The sequence below is a fragment of the Duganella sp. sic0402 genome (assembly GCF_019219065.1).
In the GTDB taxonomy this organism is placed as follows: domain Bacteria; phylum Pseudomonadota; class Gammaproteobacteria; order Burkholderiales; family Burkholderiaceae_D; genus Rugamonas.
In genome coordinates this window covers 231,438-248,164 of sequence record NZ_JAHUWK010000006.1, presented here as the reverse complement: position 1 = coordinate 248,164, position 16,727 = coordinate 231,438, and the positions used below count along the sequence as shown (strand labels likewise).

14 protein-coding genes are annotated in these 16,727 nt (G+C 64.1%); 6 read left to right on the top strand and 8 right to left on the bottom strand.

Features of this window, described 5'->3' with window-relative positions:
* Positions 1-2: 2 nt before the first annotated feature.
* Entirely contained in the window at positions 3-1,283 is a 1,281-nt protein-coding gene (locus KW842_RS16730) for a DUF2264 domain-containing protein (protein WP_218305236.1), read from the top strand.
* Positions 1,283-3,646, top strand: coding sequence for a beta-galactosidase (locus KW842_RS16725; protein WP_218305235.1), 2,364 nt, complete (start codon positions 1,283-1,285; stop codon positions 3,644-3,646). Before KW842_RS16730 ends, KW842_RS16725 begins: the two co-directional genes overlap by 1 nt.
* A gap of 2 nt (positions 3,647-3,648) precedes the next feature.
* Here KW842_RS16725 and KW842_RS16720 read toward each other — a convergent pair whose 3' ends face one another.
* On the bottom strand, positions 3,649-6,033 hold the full coding sequence (locus KW842_RS16720; protein ID WP_218305234.1) for a DUF4214 domain-containing protein: 2,385 nt from the start codon (positions 6,031-6,033) through the stop codon (positions 3,649-3,651).
* A gap of 58 nt (positions 6,034-6,091) precedes the next feature.
* Positions 6,092-6,844, bottom strand: a complete 753-nt coding sequence (locus KW842_RS16715; protein ID WP_229223740.1) for an AraC family transcriptional regulator — start codon at positions 6,842-6,844, stop codon at positions 6,092-6,094.
* Between the two features lie 92 nt (positions 6,845-6,936).
* Here KW842_RS16715 and KW842_RS16710 point away from each other — a divergent pair, with 92 nt between their 5' ends.
* The 4 genes from KW842_RS16710 to KW842_RS16695 are packed head-to-tail and all read left to right on the top strand — an operon-like array spanning position 6,937 to position 10,496.
* Positions 6,937-7,869, top strand: coding sequence for a 4-hydroxyproline epimerase (locus KW842_RS16710; protein ID WP_229223739.1), 933 nt, complete (start codon positions 6,937-6,939; stop codon positions 7,867-7,869).
* Complete coding sequence (locus KW842_RS16705; RefSeq protein ID WP_218305232.1) at positions 7,866-8,972, top strand: FAD-dependent oxidoreductase; 1,107 nt, start codon at positions 7,866-7,868, stop codon at positions 8,970-8,972. Before KW842_RS16710 ends, KW842_RS16705 begins: the two co-directional genes overlap by 4 nt.
* Positions 8,965-9,237, top strand: a complete 273-nt coding sequence (locus tag KW842_RS16700) for a (2Fe-2S)-binding protein (RefSeq protein WP_218305231.1) — start codon at positions 8,965-8,967, stop codon at positions 9,235-9,237. Before KW842_RS16705 ends, KW842_RS16700 begins: the two co-directional genes overlap by 8 nt.
* Positions 9,234-10,496: an FAD/NAD(P)-binding oxidoreductase gene (locus KW842_RS16695; RefSeq protein ID WP_218305230.1), complete on the top strand. Its 1,263-nt coding sequence runs from the start codon at positions 9,234-9,236 to the stop codon at positions 10,494-10,496. The genes KW842_RS16700 and KW842_RS16695 overlap by 4 nt, the downstream gene beginning before the upstream one ends.
* Before the next feature lie 7 nt (positions 10,497-10,503).
* On the opposite strand, the gene KW842_RS16690 is transcribed toward KW842_RS16695, so the two are convergent.
* The 6 genes from KW842_RS16690 to KW842_RS16665 all read right to left on the bottom strand — a co-directional run bounded on the left by KW842_RS16690 (position 10,504) and on the right by KW842_RS16665 (position 16,695).
* The gene (locus KW842_RS16690; RefSeq protein ID WP_218305229.1) at positions 10,504-11,496 is read right to left on the bottom strand and encodes a LacI family DNA-binding transcriptional regulator; all 993 of its coding nucleotides are present in this window, start codon (positions 11,494-11,496) and stop codon (positions 10,504-10,506) included.
* 80 nt (positions 11,497-11,576) lie between these two features.
* Positions 11,577-12,671: an aldose epimerase family protein gene (locus KW842_RS16685; protein ID WP_218305228.1), complete on the bottom strand. Its 1,095-nt coding sequence runs from the start codon at positions 12,669-12,671 to the stop codon at positions 11,577-11,579.
* Positions 12,671-14,074, bottom strand: a complete 1,404-nt coding sequence (locus tag KW842_RS16680; RefSeq protein WP_218305227.1) for an MFS transporter — start codon at positions 14,072-14,074, stop codon at positions 12,671-12,673. Before KW842_RS16680 ends, KW842_RS16685 begins: the two co-directional genes overlap by 1 nt.
* A gap of 140 nt (positions 14,075-14,214) precedes the next feature.
* A complete protein-coding gene (locus tag KW842_RS16675) occupies positions 14,215-15,474 on the bottom strand; it encodes an MFS transporter (protein WP_218305226.1) in 1,260 nt (419 codons plus the stop codon).
* 67 nt (positions 15,475-15,541) lie between these two features.
* Positions 15,542-15,862 (bottom strand): thioredoxin family protein, encoded by a 321-nt coding sequence (locus KW842_RS16670; RefSeq protein ID WP_218305225.1) that lies wholly within the window; start codon positions 15,860-15,862, stop codon positions 15,542-15,544.
* 8 nt (positions 15,863-15,870) lie between these two features.
* Positions 15,871-16,695 carry a ChaN family lipoprotein gene (locus KW842_RS16665; RefSeq protein WP_229223738.1) on the bottom strand — a complete coding sequence of 275 codons (825 nt, stop codon included), beginning with the start codon at positions 16,693-16,695 and terminating at the stop codon, positions 15,871-15,873.
* Between the last annotated feature and the right edge of the window lie 32 nt (positions 16,696-16,727).

The window sequence follows — 16,727 nt, the reverse complement described above, 5'->3', positions numbered from 1 at the left end:
GAATGGAACGACGTAATTTTATCCAGAGCCTGGCCGCCGCCGCTGGCGGCATCGCAGCGACCGCAACCCAGGGCGCGGTTGCTGCCACCGCAACTGCATCATCCGCTACGGATGCCAGCGGCGCCACAGCGCGCGCGCAACTGGCCGCGCTGGCGCAGAAAATGTCGGAGCCGGTGCTGGCCAATATGGCGGCCGGCACGCTGAAGAAAAACTTCGCGCTGGAAGTCAGCCCAACCTGGGATGGCCGCGACAAAGGCGTCACCTATCTCGAATGCTTCGGCCGGCTGATCGCCGGCATCGCGCCCTGGCTGGCGCTGCCGGATGACGGCACACCAGAAGGCGCCACCCGCAAGCGCCTGCATCAACTGGCGCTGCAAAGCTACACCAACTCGGTCGATCCGGCCAATCCGGACTACTTGCTATGGAAAGGCCCCGGCCAGACGCTGGTGGATTCCGCCTACTTCACCAACGCCCTGATCCGCGCGCCGAAAGCGCTGTGGGAACCGCTGGACGCCAAAACCAAGCAGCGCATCATCGCCGAAATCAAGTCGCTGCGCCGCATCGAACCGCCTTACATCAACTGGATGCTGTTCGCCGCCATGAACGAAGCCTGGCTGATGTCGATCGGCGAGGAATTCGATCCGATGCGCATGAACGTCGCCATCCGCAAAATCAACGAGTGGTATGTCGGCGATGGCTGGATCAAGGATGGCGACGCCTTCCACTTTGACTACTACAACGCCTTCGTCATGCATCCAATGCTGGTCGAAATCCTCGACGTGCTGGATGCGGAAAAAGGCGCGTTCTGGAACGGCAAACCGGAAGAACTGCGCGCGCAGGCCATCAAGCGCATGCAGCGCTACAGCGAACATCTGGAGCGTTTCATCTCCACCGACGGCAGCTTCCCACCGATCGGCCGCTCGCTGACCTACCGCACCGCCGCCTTCCAGCCGCTGGCGCTGCTGGCGCTGCGCAAGCAGCTGCCGCAAAGCCTGCCCGAAGGCCAGGTGCGCGCCGCGCTGCAGGCGGTGCACAAGGCCGTGTGGTCGGCGCCCTCCAACTTCACCAAGGACAGCTACCTGACCATCGGTTTCGTCGGCCACCAGCCGGAGCTGGGCGACTGGTACTCCAACAACGGCAGCATGTACATCGCTTCCGCCAGCCTGCTGCCGCTTGGCCTGCCGGCCAGCGACAGCTACTGGACCGCCGCACCGCAGGACTGGACGCAGAAGAAAGCCTTCTCCGGCGCCCGCTTCCCTAAAGACTACCCGGTAAATTACTAATGACGATCACATCAGCATCCCGACGCCGCGTACTGCGCGGCGCTGGCGTAGCGGCCGCAGCGACCTCGGTCGGCAGCATGCTGCTGCCGCTGTCGGCGCAAGCCGCCACCCGCTTCAGCATCTCCGACACCGACTTCATGCTCGACGGCCAGCGCCTGCAAATCCGCTGCGGCGAAATGCACTTCGCCCGCGTGCCGCGCGAATACTGGCAGCACCGCCTGAAAGCCATCAAGGCGATGGGCCTGAACACCGTCTGCGCCTACCTGTTCTGGAATTACCATGAATGGCGCGAAGGCCGCTTCGACTGGCAAGGCCAGCGCGATGCGGCGGAGTTCTGCAAGCTTGCGCAGCAAGAGGGCCTGTGGGTCATCCTGCGTCCCGGCCCTTATGCGTGCGCCGAATGGGAAATGGGTGGTCTGCCGTGGTGGCTGCTGAAGAAACCGGGCGACGCTTTCCTGCGTACGCGCGATCCCAACTTCGTGCAGCCTGCGCGCCGCTACATGAAGGAAGTCGGCCGCGTACTTGGGCCGCAGCAGATCACCCACGGCGGCCCGATCCTGATGGTACAGGTCGAGAATGAATACGGCTTCTTCGGCGAAGACCTGGACTATATGCGCGACATGAAAAGCATGTTGCAGGACGCTGGCTTCGACGTGCCGCTATTCCAGTGCAATCCGACCAATGCGGTGGTCAAGACGCACATCGACGGCCTGTTCAACGTGGTCAACTTCGGCAGCGATCCGCTGACCGGTTTCAAGGCACTGGACCAGGTACAGAAAGGCCCGCGCATGTGCGGCGAATACTACTCCGGCTGGTTCGACACCTGGGGCGCGCCGCACCGCCGCGGTTCGGCCAACGGCGCCGTGGCCGACATCCAGACCATGTTGAAGATGAACGGCTCCTTCAGCCTGTACATGGCGCATGGCGGCACCAGCTTCGGCCTGTGGGGCGGCTGCGACCGCCCCTTCCGTCCCGACACCAGCAGCTACGACTACGACGCGCCAATCAGCGAAGCCGGATGGACCGGCGAAAAATTCCAGGCCTACCGCGAGGGCATCAAGCCCTTCCTGCATGCAGGCGAAACGCTGCCGCCAGCGCCAGCGCCGAATCCGGTCATCGCCATCAAGCCGTTTGCACTGAAAGAATCGTGCACGGTAGCCGCTGCACTGCCGGCGAAAGCGATACGCGCCGTGTCGCCGCAGCCGATCGAGCAGTACGACATCAGCCGCGGTCTGGTCGCGTACCGGGTCACGCTGCCCGCCGGCCCGGCCGGCACACTGGAAGCCGCCAAGGTACGCGACCTGGCCTGGGTCAGCATCGACGGCAAGCAGATCGGCACCATGGATACCCGCCACCGCCGTTTCAGCGTCGACCTGCCCGCGCGCAGCAAACCGGCGACGCTGGAGATCCTGCTGTACACCATCGCCCGCGTCAACTTCGGCGTCGAAATCCATGACCGCAAAGGCCTGCACGGGCCGGTGCTGCTGAACGGCCAGCCATTGGAAAACTGGGAAATCCGCGCCATCGACTTTGACGCCGACGCCGTACTGCCGCCACTGACGTGGAAGACCGGACGCTCACAAGGCGCCGCCTTCTGGCGTGGCAGCTTCGATGTCGCGCAAAGCGGCGACACCTTCCTCGACATGTCCGGCTGGGGCCAGGGCGTGGTCTGGGTCAATGGCCGCTGCCTGGGACGCTACTGGAGCATCGGCCCGACGCAGACCATGTACCTGCCCGGCCCATGGCTACAGCGCGGCAAGAACGAAGTGGTGGTGCTGGACCTGACCGGTCCGCGCAGCGCCCGCATCGAGGGCCTGAAAACGCCGATCCTCGACAAGCTGCGTCCGGAGCTGGACCTGCCGCGTCCACCGAGCAAAGTGAAGCCAGCCCTGGACGGTGTGAAGCCGGCGCATGCAGGCGAATTCGCGCAAGGCTCCGCCGTGCAGGATGTGAAGTTCGCACAGCCGCTCAAAGGCCGCCAGTTCTGCCTTGAGTCGCTCGACGCCTTCGACGGCAAGCAATACGCCGCCGTGGCCGAACTGGCGCTGCTGGGCGTTGACGGCAAGCCGCTCAACCAGTCCAGCTGGACCATCGCCTGGGTCAGCAGCGAAGAGTTCACCAAGGAAGACGGCGGCGCGCTCAACGCCATCAACGGCCAGGCCTCGGACTTCTGGCACACCGCCTACAGCGGCAAGGCGGCGACGGCGCCGGGCGCAAAACACCCGCACCGCCTGATCATCGACCTGGGCAAGGAGGATGTGGTGGCCGGCCTGCGCTACACGCCGCGCCAGGGCCCGGAAGGCGTTACCGGCCGCATCAAGCGCTATCGCGCCTACGTCGGTACGCTGGTGACGGGTTCCTGAACTCAGTAGCGGATGTACTCGATACCCAGGGAAATATCCGGCGCAACTTGCTGGCGATTTTCCTGGCTTGCCGCAAAGGCGAGTAGCATGGATTCCGTCGACAAGCCATTGCTCAACAAGTTGAGCCAGTAACGATAGCCTGCCGGTTCCGGCTCACGATGCAGCGTATTGCGATACATGGCTTTCACCAGTTCGTCGCTGGTCGGGTTGGCGCCATACACCCGCTTGAATTCCGGCGAATTCACAAAGCCCGCAGCCAATTCCTGCGCAGTCAACCCGGCATCCATCCGCTTAATCCAGAAACCAAGTCCGACCAGATCAGGCTTGCGGTTAAACGCCGCCTGATACATGAGATAAGCCGTGCCGGCGTTGCCGTCCGCATCGAAGGCCAGGCTGGTATCAGTGAAATCGAGCCGGAATGGATTGCGCACTACCTGCACACCATCGCTACCGACATTGTCGGTGAAAACATAGCCGGTCTCTTTTTTCTCCACGCTGTAGTTGGCGCGCTTGCCGCTGAACTTCGCACCATCCACGTACATCGCAGCGACCGGTCCCCATTCGCCGTAGAACAGCGACTGATATTGGGTGCGGCCAAACAGCGCGTAGTCGCCGGCTTGCGCCCAGCTTGCCGAGAGTACGCCGCTGGCCGGCAGCGCAAAAGTCTGCTCGTTCAGCAGTTCGCTGGTGTCGCTGAGCGACACGTCACTCAAGGTCCAGCCGCAGGCGTCGCAGGTGGAGATAGCGCCGTTCTGCGTTTCCAGGAAGCGCACACTGATCTTGCGGCCGGCGTAGGCTGCCAGGCTAACCTTCACCTCGCTGGCACTGGTCGGCGTACTAAAGCCAGTCTCCGAGTAGACACTGTTCCAGCTGGCGCCATCGTCGTCCGAAATCTGCACATGCAAGGACTCCTGCGGCGCCAGATAATAGGTCGAGCGCGTGAACGTCATGGCCGCCTTGCTCCCGGCCAGCAGCTTCTTGGCCAGCGTCAGCGTCTGGTCATTGAAGTCGCCGTGGCGCAGGAAGAAACCAGGGCCAGCCAGGCTGTTGTAGCTGCCAGTGGTCTTCGGCACCCACACCCCGGCCGCATTGCCGGCGTTGTATGGCGTCTCGTCCAGGGCGCGGCGCTGGTACTGCTTGAGCTGATAGCCGGTGGCGTTGAGCATGGACTGCACCGCCAATTGCGCCTGCGCGCCCAGCGCCACCGTCGCCGGCGGCAGCACCGTGGTGCGCGCCGCGCCGGCGGTTGGCTTGGCGGGATCGAATACCGTCACGTCATACGCATAGGTCACCGGTTTGCCTTGTACCAGCACGTTGGAGACCGTCACGCTGTAGCGCTGGTCCGTCGCCGGCTTACCCATCAGGCCATATTCGGGAATATTGGTAATCTTCCAGACCAGCGTGTTTTCACCATAGCCATCGTGGACCTCTTCCTGCGTCAAGGGCACGTTGGCGCCGTTCAGCGTCACCACCACTTTCGCCTGCTTGAAGTCGGCGTCGGGATAGGAGATCGACCAGCGCTTGTAAGTCACCTGGTACGGCACATAGCCGCGCGGCGGCCAGGCCACATAATCATCGCGCACCTTGGGCCGTGCGGTGCCGAAATCGCTGGACACAGTCCACAGCGCATTGGCTGGCCAATAGGTGACACCGTTATAGGTCCCACCCGGCACGCTGCCGGAGCCGAAGTGGCTGTTCTGCGGATAGAGCAGCCAGCGCCGGTGCCCGACCGGGAAATTACTGTCGCCGAAATCATTGATATAGGAGTCGACCGCCTGCACGCCGGCGTACAGCGCCAGGTTGGAATGGCTGGCGCCATCATAGCCATCGGCGGTGTAATTCTTCCAGGTGGCCGGCGGATAGTGCGACAACTGGCCGTTGGTACTCATGATCATCGCCGCCTGCTGGTCCTTGGCGTTGTACTCGTCCACCAGCACCGTATTCGACGACAGGCCGGCCATCGCGCGGAACCAGTTGATGCGCAACAGCGTCGAGTCCTGATAAGCCTTGCTGACCGTGCCGGCGGCACCGCTGGCATAGCTGCCGGTCCAGTTCATCGGCGCTTCCGGAATGCCGGCGTAAATGCCATTAAAGAACACCCGCACCGCTTCGCGATCCTGCACATCCACTTGCAGGCCCGGTCCGGCGGCGCCCTGGCGTGCACGCCCATCGCGGCCGGCGGCGCGCAGTTGCTCCAGGTCGCGCACCTGGCCGACATTCAATGCGGGTCCAAGCCGTTCAGCCGGAAGCTGTTCCTGGGCCTGGGCCACCGGCGCGCCGCCCTGCACTTTCTGACTGGTGGACACCGCTGTTGGCGGCTCGGAGCTGCCGCAAGCGGCCAGCAAGGCACTGACGGTCAGCGCGCTCCATTTCAACTGATGTTTCACCGGCTTATCCTTATAAATTTCCATATGGAAATTATATATGAGATAAGTAGCAAATAGATCATTTTTCCAATTGGCGGTATTGGCTGGGAGTCAGGCCGGTGGTGGCCTTGAATTGCCGCGTGAAGGCCGAGTGGTCGCCGTAGCCGCAGGCCTGGGCGATCTCCGCCACGCTGGCGTCGCCGTTCAGCATGCGCGAGGCGGCGTCGACACGGGTCTGGATAATCATCTGGCGCGGTGTCAGGTGGAAGATGCGCAGGAAATAGCGCTCGATCTGCGCCACCGACATATGGGCGATGCGCGCCAGTTCCGGCAGTTGCAGGGGCTGGCCGTATTGCTCATGGATCACCTGCACCGCCGCCGCCACCTTGCGGTAGGCGGGGTTCTTCTTGTCGGCCATCGCCAGGTCGCGCGAGATGCCGGTCAAGCCGACGATACGGCCGTGCGCATCGCGCAGCGCGGTCTTGCGGGTCAGGCACCAGCCGGGATCGCGGCTGGGGTACAGGTGCAGCTCCAGCTGATCTTCGATCTCGGCTTCGCCGGCCAGCACCAGCATGTCCTGCGCCTGATACGTCTGGCCGAAGGGATGGGCAAACACCTCCGCCGGGGTACGCCCGATCAGCGCCGACTTGTGCCGCTGGCCGCAACGCTGCACCAGCGTTTGATTGACCACCACATAGCGTCCCGCCACGTCCTTGACGAAAAACACCACGTCCGGCAAGGCGTCGAACAGGCCTTCCGCAAAGAAGGCGTCGGCAATCGTTGCGCCCAGGGTGCGGCGCGCGGCCAGATTGTTGTCAGATTCGGTATGCATGCGCTTCATTATTTCCCATTGTGCAGATTTCGTCACCCATCGTGCGCAGCCCGAGCAAGACAGCCAGGATGGCCGCGCCTAAGATTTATAGCATGAAAACCATCTCGATTATCGACTCCCATACCGGCGGCGAACCTACCCGTCTGGTCACCGAAGGCGGCCCGGACCTGGGCAACGGCCCGCTTGGCGAGCGCGTGGCGCGGCTGCGCGCTGCCCATGACAACTTCCGCTCCGCCGTGGTGTGCGAGCCACGCGGCTCGGACGTGCTGGTGGGCGCCCTGCTGTGCCAACCGCATGCGCCGGACTGCGTGGCGGGCGTGATCTTCTTTAACAACGTCGGCTACCTGGGCATGTGCGGCCACGGCACCATCGGCCTGGTGGCGTCGCTGGCCTTCATGGGCCGCATTGGCCCTGGCCGGCATCGCATCGATACGCCGGTCGGCGTGGTGGAGGCGGAACTGCACGCCGACGGCAGCGTCACCGTCGACAACGTGGCCTCCTACCGCAGCCGCGCCGGCGTCACCGTCGACGTGCCCGGCATCGGCCCGGTCACCGGCGACATTGCCTACGGCGGCAACTGGTTCTTCCTGGTGGCCGAGCACGGCCTGGAACTTGGCGTACGCAACGTCGACGCACTGACCAGCTACAGCATGGCAGTGGCCCAGGCGCTGGCCGACCAGGACATTACTGGCGACAACGGCGCGCTGATCGACCACATCGAATTGTTTGCCGATTCCCGCACCGGCGCCGACAGCCAGAGCTTTGTGCTGTGCCCCGGCAAAGCCTACGACCGCTCGCCTTGCGGCACCGGCACCAGCGCCAAACTGGCCTGCCTGGCGGCCGATGGCAAGCTGGCGGAAGGCGCGATCTGGAAACAGGAAAGCGTGATCGGCAGCGTATTCGACGGCTCGTACCGCGTGCGCGACGGCCAACTGCTGCCCAGCATACGTGGCAAGGCCTGGGTCAACGCGCAGGCGCAGCTGATACTCGATCCAACCGATCCCTTTGTCTGGGGCATACGGTGAATAATGCCGAAGTGATCGTCGTCGGCGCCGGCATCGTCGGCGCCGCATGCGCCGACGCGCTCAGCGAGCGCGGACTGCGCGTGGCGGTCATCGAACAGGATATCGCCGGCGGCGGCGCCACGGCGGCAGGCATGGGCCACCTGGTGGTCATGGACGACAATGCGGCCGAACTGGCGCTGTCGGCCTATTCGCTGGCGCTGTGGAAGGACCTGGTGGGCGAACGCCCGCAGCGCCATGAATACAGCGGCTGCGGCACCATCTGGGTCGCCGCCGACGATGAAGAAATGGAAGCGGCGCTGGCCAAGGCGCAGACACTGTCCGGACACGGCCTGCTGTGTGAAGTGCTGACGCCGGCCGCGCTGTACGCGCGTGAACCGCAGCTGCGCGCCGGCCTGGCCGGCGGCCTGCTGGTGCGCGGCGACGGCCTGGTGTATCCACCCAAGACCACCCGCATCCTGCTGGACCGCGCCATGCGTCGCGGCACCATCACCAAGCGGGCCACTGTCACGGCAATCGAAGACCACGGCGTGGTGCTGAGCGACGGCACGCGCCATCAGGCGCCGCACATTGTGCTGGCGGCCGGCGCGCGTTCCAGCAAGCTGCTGCCGGAACTGCCGATCGAACCGAAGAAGGGACACCTGGCCATCACCGACCGCTATCCAGGCTTTGTCCGGCATCAACTGGTGGAGCTGGGCTACATCAAAAGCGCGCACGCCGCCAGCGGCGACTCGGTGGCCTTCAACCTGCAGCCGCGTCCCACCGGGCAAATCCTGATCGGCTCATCGCGCCAGTTCGACACTACCGATCCGGCGGTGGAACCGGAGATGCTAAAGCGCATGCTGCGCCACGCCGCCAGCTTCACGCCGCAACTGGCGCAGCTGAACGTGGTGCGCACCTGGACCGGCTTCCGCGCCGCCACGCCGGACGGCCTGCCGCTGATCGGCCCTTGCGCCGCACGGCGCGGCCTGTGGCTGGCCACCGGCCACGAAGGGCTGGGCATCACCACCTCGCTGGCGACGGCGCAGCTGCTGGCCGCCCAGATACAGAACCAGAAAACGCGCATCCCGTTTGCGCCCTACCTGCCGGGACGCTTCCATGCCTGACGCCCACAGCCAGCACATCACCATCAGCATCAACGCCAGCGACATCAGCGTCGTGCCCGGCGTGACCGTGGCCGCCGCCATCGCCATGGCCGGCAACATCGTCACCCGCCGCGCGGTTGGCGGCGCGGCGCGTGCGCCCTTGTGCGGCATGGGCGTCTGCCAGGAATGCCGGGTCACCATCGACGGCAATCCGCACCAGCTGTCATGCCAGACCTTATGCGTCGACGGCATGCATGTGGTCACCGCCAGCGAGGCGGCAATATGAAACAGTACCAGGTATTGGTGGTCGGCGCCGGTCCGGCCGGGCTGGCGGCGGCGCACGCGGCGGCAACGCGCGGCGCGCAGGTTGGCGTCATTGATGACAACCCTTATCCCGGTGGCCAGATCTGGCGCGGCGCGGCGGGCTCGCAATCGGACCCGCGCGCGGCGCAACTGCTGGACGCGCTGCGCACGCTGGAGAATGTCGAATTCCTGCAACAAACGCGGGTGATGTATGCGCCGCAGCCGCAACAGCTGCTGGTACAGACAGCCGGCGGCTCGGCCACGCTGCACTATCACCAGCTGATCCTGGCGACCGGCGCGCGCGAACGGCTGCTGCCCTTCCCCGGCTGGACGCTGCCCGGCGTAACCGGCGCCGGCGGCCTGCAAGCGCTGTCCAAAGGCGGCTATCCACTGGAGGGCAAGCGGGTGGTGGTGGCGGGCAGTGGGCCGCTGCTGCTGGCCGCTGCGGCCACCTTGAAAAGCAAAGGCGCGCACATCGTCGCCATCATCGAGCAGGCGGCCACGCCGTCGCTGCTGCGCTTTGTATTCGGCCTGCTGGCGACGCCCGCCAAAATCACGCAAGCGCTGCAACTGCGCGCACAGCTGGGCGGCGTGCCTTATTGGCACAACAGCTATGTACATTCGGCGCACGGCGACGGCACGCTGCAATCGGTGCAGGTGCAGCGTGGCTACGAACATGAACTCGACCTGCTGCAATGCGACTACCTGGCCTGCGGCTACGGTCTGCTGCCGAATGTGGAACTGGCGCAGGCGCTGGGCTGCGCCACCACCGTGCGCAATGCGCAAACCGTGGTGCAGGTCGATGAATGGCAGCACACCTCGCAGCCGGGCGTCTACTGCGCCGGCGAAGGCACAGGTATCGGCGGGGTCGATCTGGCGCTGGCCGAAGGCCGCATCGCCGGACTGGTCGCCAGCGGCCAGCAAGCGCAGGCGCGCACGCACTTCGCCACACGCACACGCTGGAGCAAGTTCGCCGAGCGGCTGGCGCACGCCTTTGCGCTGCGCTCCGAGCTGCGCACGCTGGCCGGCGATGACACCATCGTCTGCCGTTGCGAAGACGTGTGCCACGCCGACCTACGTACGCAAACCTCATGGCGCAGCGCCAAGCTGCAAACCCGCTGCGGCATGGGACCGTGCCAGGGCCGCATCTGTGGCGGCGCCACCGAAGTGCTTTATGGCTGGCGGCCGGATGCGGTGCGGCTGCCGATTTCGCCGACGCGCATTTCCAGCATCATCGACTAGGCCAGGATCAGTTGCGCTTGATGGTCGAGCCGCGCAGGATCAGCTGCGGCTCGATCATGGTGGTGGTCGGCGGCTCCTTGCCGTCGATGGTGGCAATCAGTTTTTCCATCGCGGCGGAACCCATGCGCTCACTTTGCAAATCGACCGTGGTCAGCGCCGGCGAGGTGTATAAGCCGTACTGAATATTATCGAAGCCCGCCACCGACATATCTTCCGGCAGGTTGAAGCCCAGCGTCTGTGCCGCCTTCATGAAGCCCAGCGCGATCAGGTCGTTATAGCAGATCAGCGCATCCGGATGCTCGGCGCCCAGCATGATCGACGAGCAGACGCGTTCCCCTTCCGCCGCCGTCGGCGCGCTGCCTTCATGCACCACCAGCTCCAGGCCATGCGCGGCCATGCATTCGCGGATGCCGCCCAAACGCTCCTCGTCGCGGCGCGAGCGCGGGAAGCTCAGATAGGCAATCCGCTTGTGGCCAAGTGAAATCAGGTGGCGTGTCAGCATATAGGCGCCGCGATGATCGTCGCTGATCACCCACGGAATCTCCAGCCGGTCCAGGCGGCCGAAGAACACCAGCGGCTTACCCAGCTCGGTCATCCAGTCCATTTCGTTTTCCAGCATGCGCGAGAACACGATCATGCCGTCCACGCGGCGGCTCAGCGCTTCCAGCAACTGCCGTTCACGGCCCGGATTTTCTTCCGTGTCCACCAGCAGCAGCGTGTAGCCGTGCGCCTGCGCGACCCGGTTGGCGCCCTTGACGATGCTGGTGAAGTGGGGATTGCCGACGTCCAGCACCGACAGGCCGATGCTCTTGGTACGGCCGGTGATCATCGACGCGGCCAAAGGATTGGAACGGTAGCCCAGTTTCGCAATCACTTCCGTGATGGTCGCTTCCACCGCCGGAGAAAAGCGCTGCGCGCCGTTCACAAACTTGGAGACGGTCGCGGTCGAGACGCCGGCGGCGGCAGCGACGTCACGGATGGTTGCTACGTTTTTTTTCATTTTCAGACTGTCGGAAAGCGTGGCGGCGGCTGCGCCAAAGGGACAATCTTAGCATGACGGCATGCTTTGCCGACCCGGACTCAGTCGGCGCTGAAGCGGAAACTGGTGCGCGAGCGGAATACCTGACCCGGATACAACGCCGTGCCGGGGAAGCTGGCGTGATTCGGGCTGTCCGGGAAATGCTGGGTCTCGAACGCGAACGCGCCATAGCGCTGATAGCCAACGCCCTCGCTACCGATCTCTGTGCCGTTAAAGCCGTTGACGGTGTACAGCTGCACCGACGGCTCGCTGGTGCTGACGATCATGCGGCGCCCGCCGCCAGTCACCACCGCCACCTGCGCATACTCGCCCACCGGTTTGGAGAACACCAGGCTGTGGTCATAGCCGCCGGGGACGGACGGCAACCGCTGGTGCACGCTGGCGGCCGTGCGGAAATCAAATGGCGTGCCTTTTACCTCCAGCAGCTTGCCGGACGGGATACGCACGGCGTCGGTTTCCAGGTAGCGGTCGGCGGCGATCTGGAACTGGTGGCCTTCCAGCGTGTTGGCGGCCGCACCGGCCAGGTTCAGATACAGGTGATTGGTCAGATTGTGCACCGTCGGCGCACTGGTCGTGGCCTGGTACTCGATGCGGAATTCGTCGCTGTCGCGCAGCAGCCGGTAGGTGACGCTGATCTCCATCGCGCCGGGGAAGTTCTGGTCGCCGTCCGGACTATGCAGGCGGTAGATGGAACCCAGCGATTCCTGATCGCTGAAATCCTTGCGCCGCCAAACGCGCTTGTCGTAGGGATCAGGATCGCCGTGGATGGCCATGCCCTTGCTGTTGGCGGTCAGCTGCACGGTCTTGCCATCCAGCGTGTAGCGCGCGTTGGCGATGCGGCCGGCATAGCGGCCGATGATGGCGCCATAACGGCCGCGCGTGCGTTCAAACGCCGCCAGGTCCGGCAGGCTGAGGATGACGTTGCGGCGTTCACCGCTGGCGTCGGCCACATCGGCCTGCACCAGCGTGGCGCCGTAGTCGATATAGGACAGCTTCATGCCGCGCGCGTTTTCCAGCACCACCTTCTCGACCTTCTGGCCTGCCTGCGTAACGCCGTACGCCTCCACCTGGATGCCCGGAGCAGCCAGCGCGGAAGCGGAGGCCGCGAACAGCGCGGCCGTTAGCGCAGAACGCATCACAGGTCGGTGATTTCCTTGTGATGCGGCACCAGCGCCTTCATCACGGCCCACGCAGCCAGATAAGCCACAGCACAGATCGCGAACATGATCATATAGCCGGTGTGGATATCATTGATGGATTTGTAGTAGTCGAATACCCAGCCACCCAGCTTGGTCAGCGTGACGCCACCGATGCCGCCGGCCATGCCGCCGATACCCACCACCGACGCCACCGATTTTTGCGGGAACATATCCGACACGGTGGTGAAGATATTCGCCGACCAAGCCTGGTGCGCCGAGGCGCCGATGCCGATCAGCAGCACTGGAATCCAGTAGCTGATGGCGCCCAGCGGCTGCGCCAGCAATACCACCAGTGGAATGAAGGCGATCAGCAGCATGGCTTTCATGCGGCCGTCATACGGTGCATAACCGCGCGCCATGAAATAGCTGGGGAACCAGCCGCCACCGATAGAGCCGACCATGGTCATGCTGTACAACACCGCCAGCGGCAGCACGATGGCCTCGCCCTTCATGCCATATTGCGCCGACAGATAGGTCGGCAGCCAGAACAGGAAGAACCACCACACGCCGTCGGTCATGAATTTGCCGAAGGCGAAGGCCCAGGTCTGGCGATATTTCAGCAGCTGGAACCAGGAGACTTTCTTGGCGGCGGCAAGCGATGCCGCGTCGCTCTTTTCAACCGGTGCGACTGAGTCGCTGCGGATGTAAGCCAGTTCGCCGGCCGACAGGCGCTTCTGCTGTTCCGGCTTGTCGTACAGCCACAGCCAGAAGCCCATCCAGATGAAACCGATCCCGCCGATGACGATAAAGGCGGCCTGCCAGCCCCAGATCGCCGCCAGCAGCGGCACGGTGATCGGCGCCAGAATCGCACCGACGTTGGCGCCGGAGTTGAAGATGCCGGTGGCGAAAGCGCGTTCCTTTTTCGGGAAGTATTCGGCGGTGGCCTTAATCGCTGCCGGGAAGTTGCCGGCCTCGCCGACCGCCAGCACCGCACGCGAAATCATGAAGCCGGCAATCGACGGCACCGCCGCCACGCCGAAGATGGCGAGGAAGGCCACGGCCAGCTCGCCCATCGGCACCGAGAAGGCGTGCAGCAGCGCACCCAGCGACCAGATCACGATCGCCACCACGTAGGCGGCCTTGGTGCCGATCTTGTCGACCACGCGGCCGGCGAACAGCATCGAAATAGCATAGACAAACTGGAAGGCGGCGGCGATGTTGGCGTAATCGGTATTACTCCAGCCAAATTCCGTCGATAAGGCGGGGGCCAGCAGACTCAATACCTGGCGGTCCAGATAGTTGACGGTGGTGGCAAAAAACAACAGGGCGCAGATGGTCCAGCGGTACTTACCGACGGATTGGGCCACCGCTTGCGCATTGACAGGCTCGCTCAGGTTCATGGCATCACTTATATTGTGTTTATGGTGATGATCTCTCGGTCTCCAGCGAGATCATGCTTTTAGTCGTATGTCATCGTACAACCATAAAACGGCCGAGGCAAGCAGAAAGATGCGCTGGCCGTCAAATGTTGTATGACAACTTACTTGGTCTTTACCATGAGCAACGCAGCCAGGCTGATCAGCGCGGCGGCTGACAAATAGTAGCCCACGTATTGCAATCCATAGTTGGTCGCCAGCCAGGTGGCGGCATACGGCGCCAGCGATGCGCCCAGGATGCCGGCCAGGTTGAAGGTCAGCGATGCGCCGGTGTAGCGCACTTCGGCCGGGAACAGTTCCGACAGGATGGTGCCCAGCGGGCCGTAAGTCAGGCCCATCAGGCCCAGGCCTAGCGACAGGAACACCGTAACCTGTACCGCACTGCCGGAACCGAACATCGGCCCCAGCGCCAGACCGAATACGGCGATTGCAGCAGACACCCAGATCAGCGTTGAGCGGCGCCCCTTGCGGTCGGCCCAGATCGCCGAGAACGGGATCGTCAGCGCGAAGAACAGCACCGCGAACAGCTGCAGTATCAGGAAGTTCTGACGCGAGAATTTCAGCGCGGTCGTGCCCCAGCTCAGCGCGAACACGGTCATCAGATAGAACAGCACGAAGGTGGCCAGCGCGATCAGCGTGCCCAGCACCAGCACGCGGCGATGCTCGCGCCACACCGTCAGCACCGGTACTTTGACGCGCTCATTCTTGTCCAGCACTTTCTGGAAGTCCGGCGTCTCATGGATTTTCAGGCGGATGTACAGGCCGACAATCACCAGCAGCGAGCTGGCCAGGAAAGGAATCCGCCAGCCGTAGCTGAAAAATTCGGCGTCGCTGAGCGTCTCGCTGAGCAGCAGGAAAATGCCGCCCGACAGGAAGAAGCCTATCGGCGCCCCCAGCTGCGGGAACATGCCATACCAGGCGCGCTTGCCGGGCGGCGCGTTCTCGGTGGCCAGCAGCACCGCGCCGCCCCACTCGCCGCCCAGGCCCAGGCCCTGGCCGAAGCGGCACAGCGCCAGCAGCGCCGGCGCCAGCGTGCCAATCGAGGCGTAAGTCGGCAGCAGGCCGATGACGATGGTCGAGACGCCCATGGTCAGCAGCGCCGCCACCAGCGTCGCCTTGCGGCCGATGCGGTCGCCGAAGTGGCCGAACACCGCCGAGCCTACCGGCCGCGCGAAAAAGGCGATGGCGAAGGTCGCCAGCGATTGCAGCGTCGCGGCGGCGGGATCACTGGCGGGGAAGAATAGCTTGGGGAACACCAGCACCGCAGCGGTGGCATAGATGTAGAAATCGAAGAACTCGATGGTGGTGCCGATCAGACTGGCAAACAACACGGTGCCGGCCGAATTGGTCTTGGGCTGACTCATGCTTGGCGCTCCTGCAGTGGGTGTGCGGGCCATCATACACACCACCTTGCCGGATTGCCAAGCCAGCTCAGGGATCTATTTGCGCAAAGCCGACCGACAGGTCGTCCGAGCGTAGCGGCCTTACCACGCGCGCTTTTTCCTCGCCGTCCAGCAGGAAGACAAAGGTCGGCCACAGCTTGACGCGGAAGGAGCGTCCCAGCGGCCGGCCAGGACCGTCCTCGACCTTGTAATGGCTCACGGCGTCATTGCCGGCAAAAGCCTGCTGCAACGGCACCTGCGCAGCCATGCAATGGCCGCACCAGTTGGCACCGAATTCCAGCAACACCGGCCCCTTCATAGCGTCCAGCTCGGCGCGCTGCGGCGCCTCGGCAACATAGTGTGTTTTCATCGCACCTTTCACTTGGTTTTCTTCACCTGCTTGCACGGATCGTCGCGCTGCTGCGGCGCCAGCGTTTGCAGGCTGTCGTAGCGGCCGCCGTTGTCGCTGCTCTCCGCAAAGCCGACGCTGCGCACGGTCAGCGCCGGCGCTACCTGGTTCAGCCAGTAGCCGACACCGATGTCCTTGCGCACATGGCCATTCCCGGCGATCAGCACCACATCCCTGGGCTGCTGGTCGCGCACGATCTTGGCCATCCAGATATCCCGCGCCACCTGGGCGTTGACCATGCCGCCGACCATCATCTCCGGCAGCATATTGCAATGGCCGGCGATGATCTCCTGCTGCTGCGCGTTGCTGACCGCCTGCGGCAAGGGCTGCTCCAGCCTGTAATCCTTGACGCTCTGCGGATCGAAACTCGATTTCACGCCGTCGCGCACCACCCGCGACGCATCGGCACGCGACAGATTGCCGGCCACCAGCGGCAGTTGGTAAGTCAGCGCCAGCTGGATCACAGGATAATACAATTGCCAATCCCAGCGCGCACCACCGGCTACCTGAATCACGCATTGCGCGTCCACGCAGCCCTTTTGCGCCTTGTCCAGCAGATCCTGGTTCTCACGGTCGAACTGTTCCATGACGATGCTGGGCCGCCAGCCGGCTTCCACCCGCTGCCGTAGCAACTCAGCGCGCAGCTTATGGCCCTGGACGTTGTCATGCACTTCGCCCAGCAGCAGCACTTGCGGATTGGCCGGCCCCAGCAGGTCCGCTGCCGGCGCCGACGCGGACTTGCCGCCACTGGCGCAAGCCGCCAGCAAGGCCGCCGCGGACAGGCCTAAAGTCAATTGAACGCTTCGATGTATGGCAATCCGAGGTA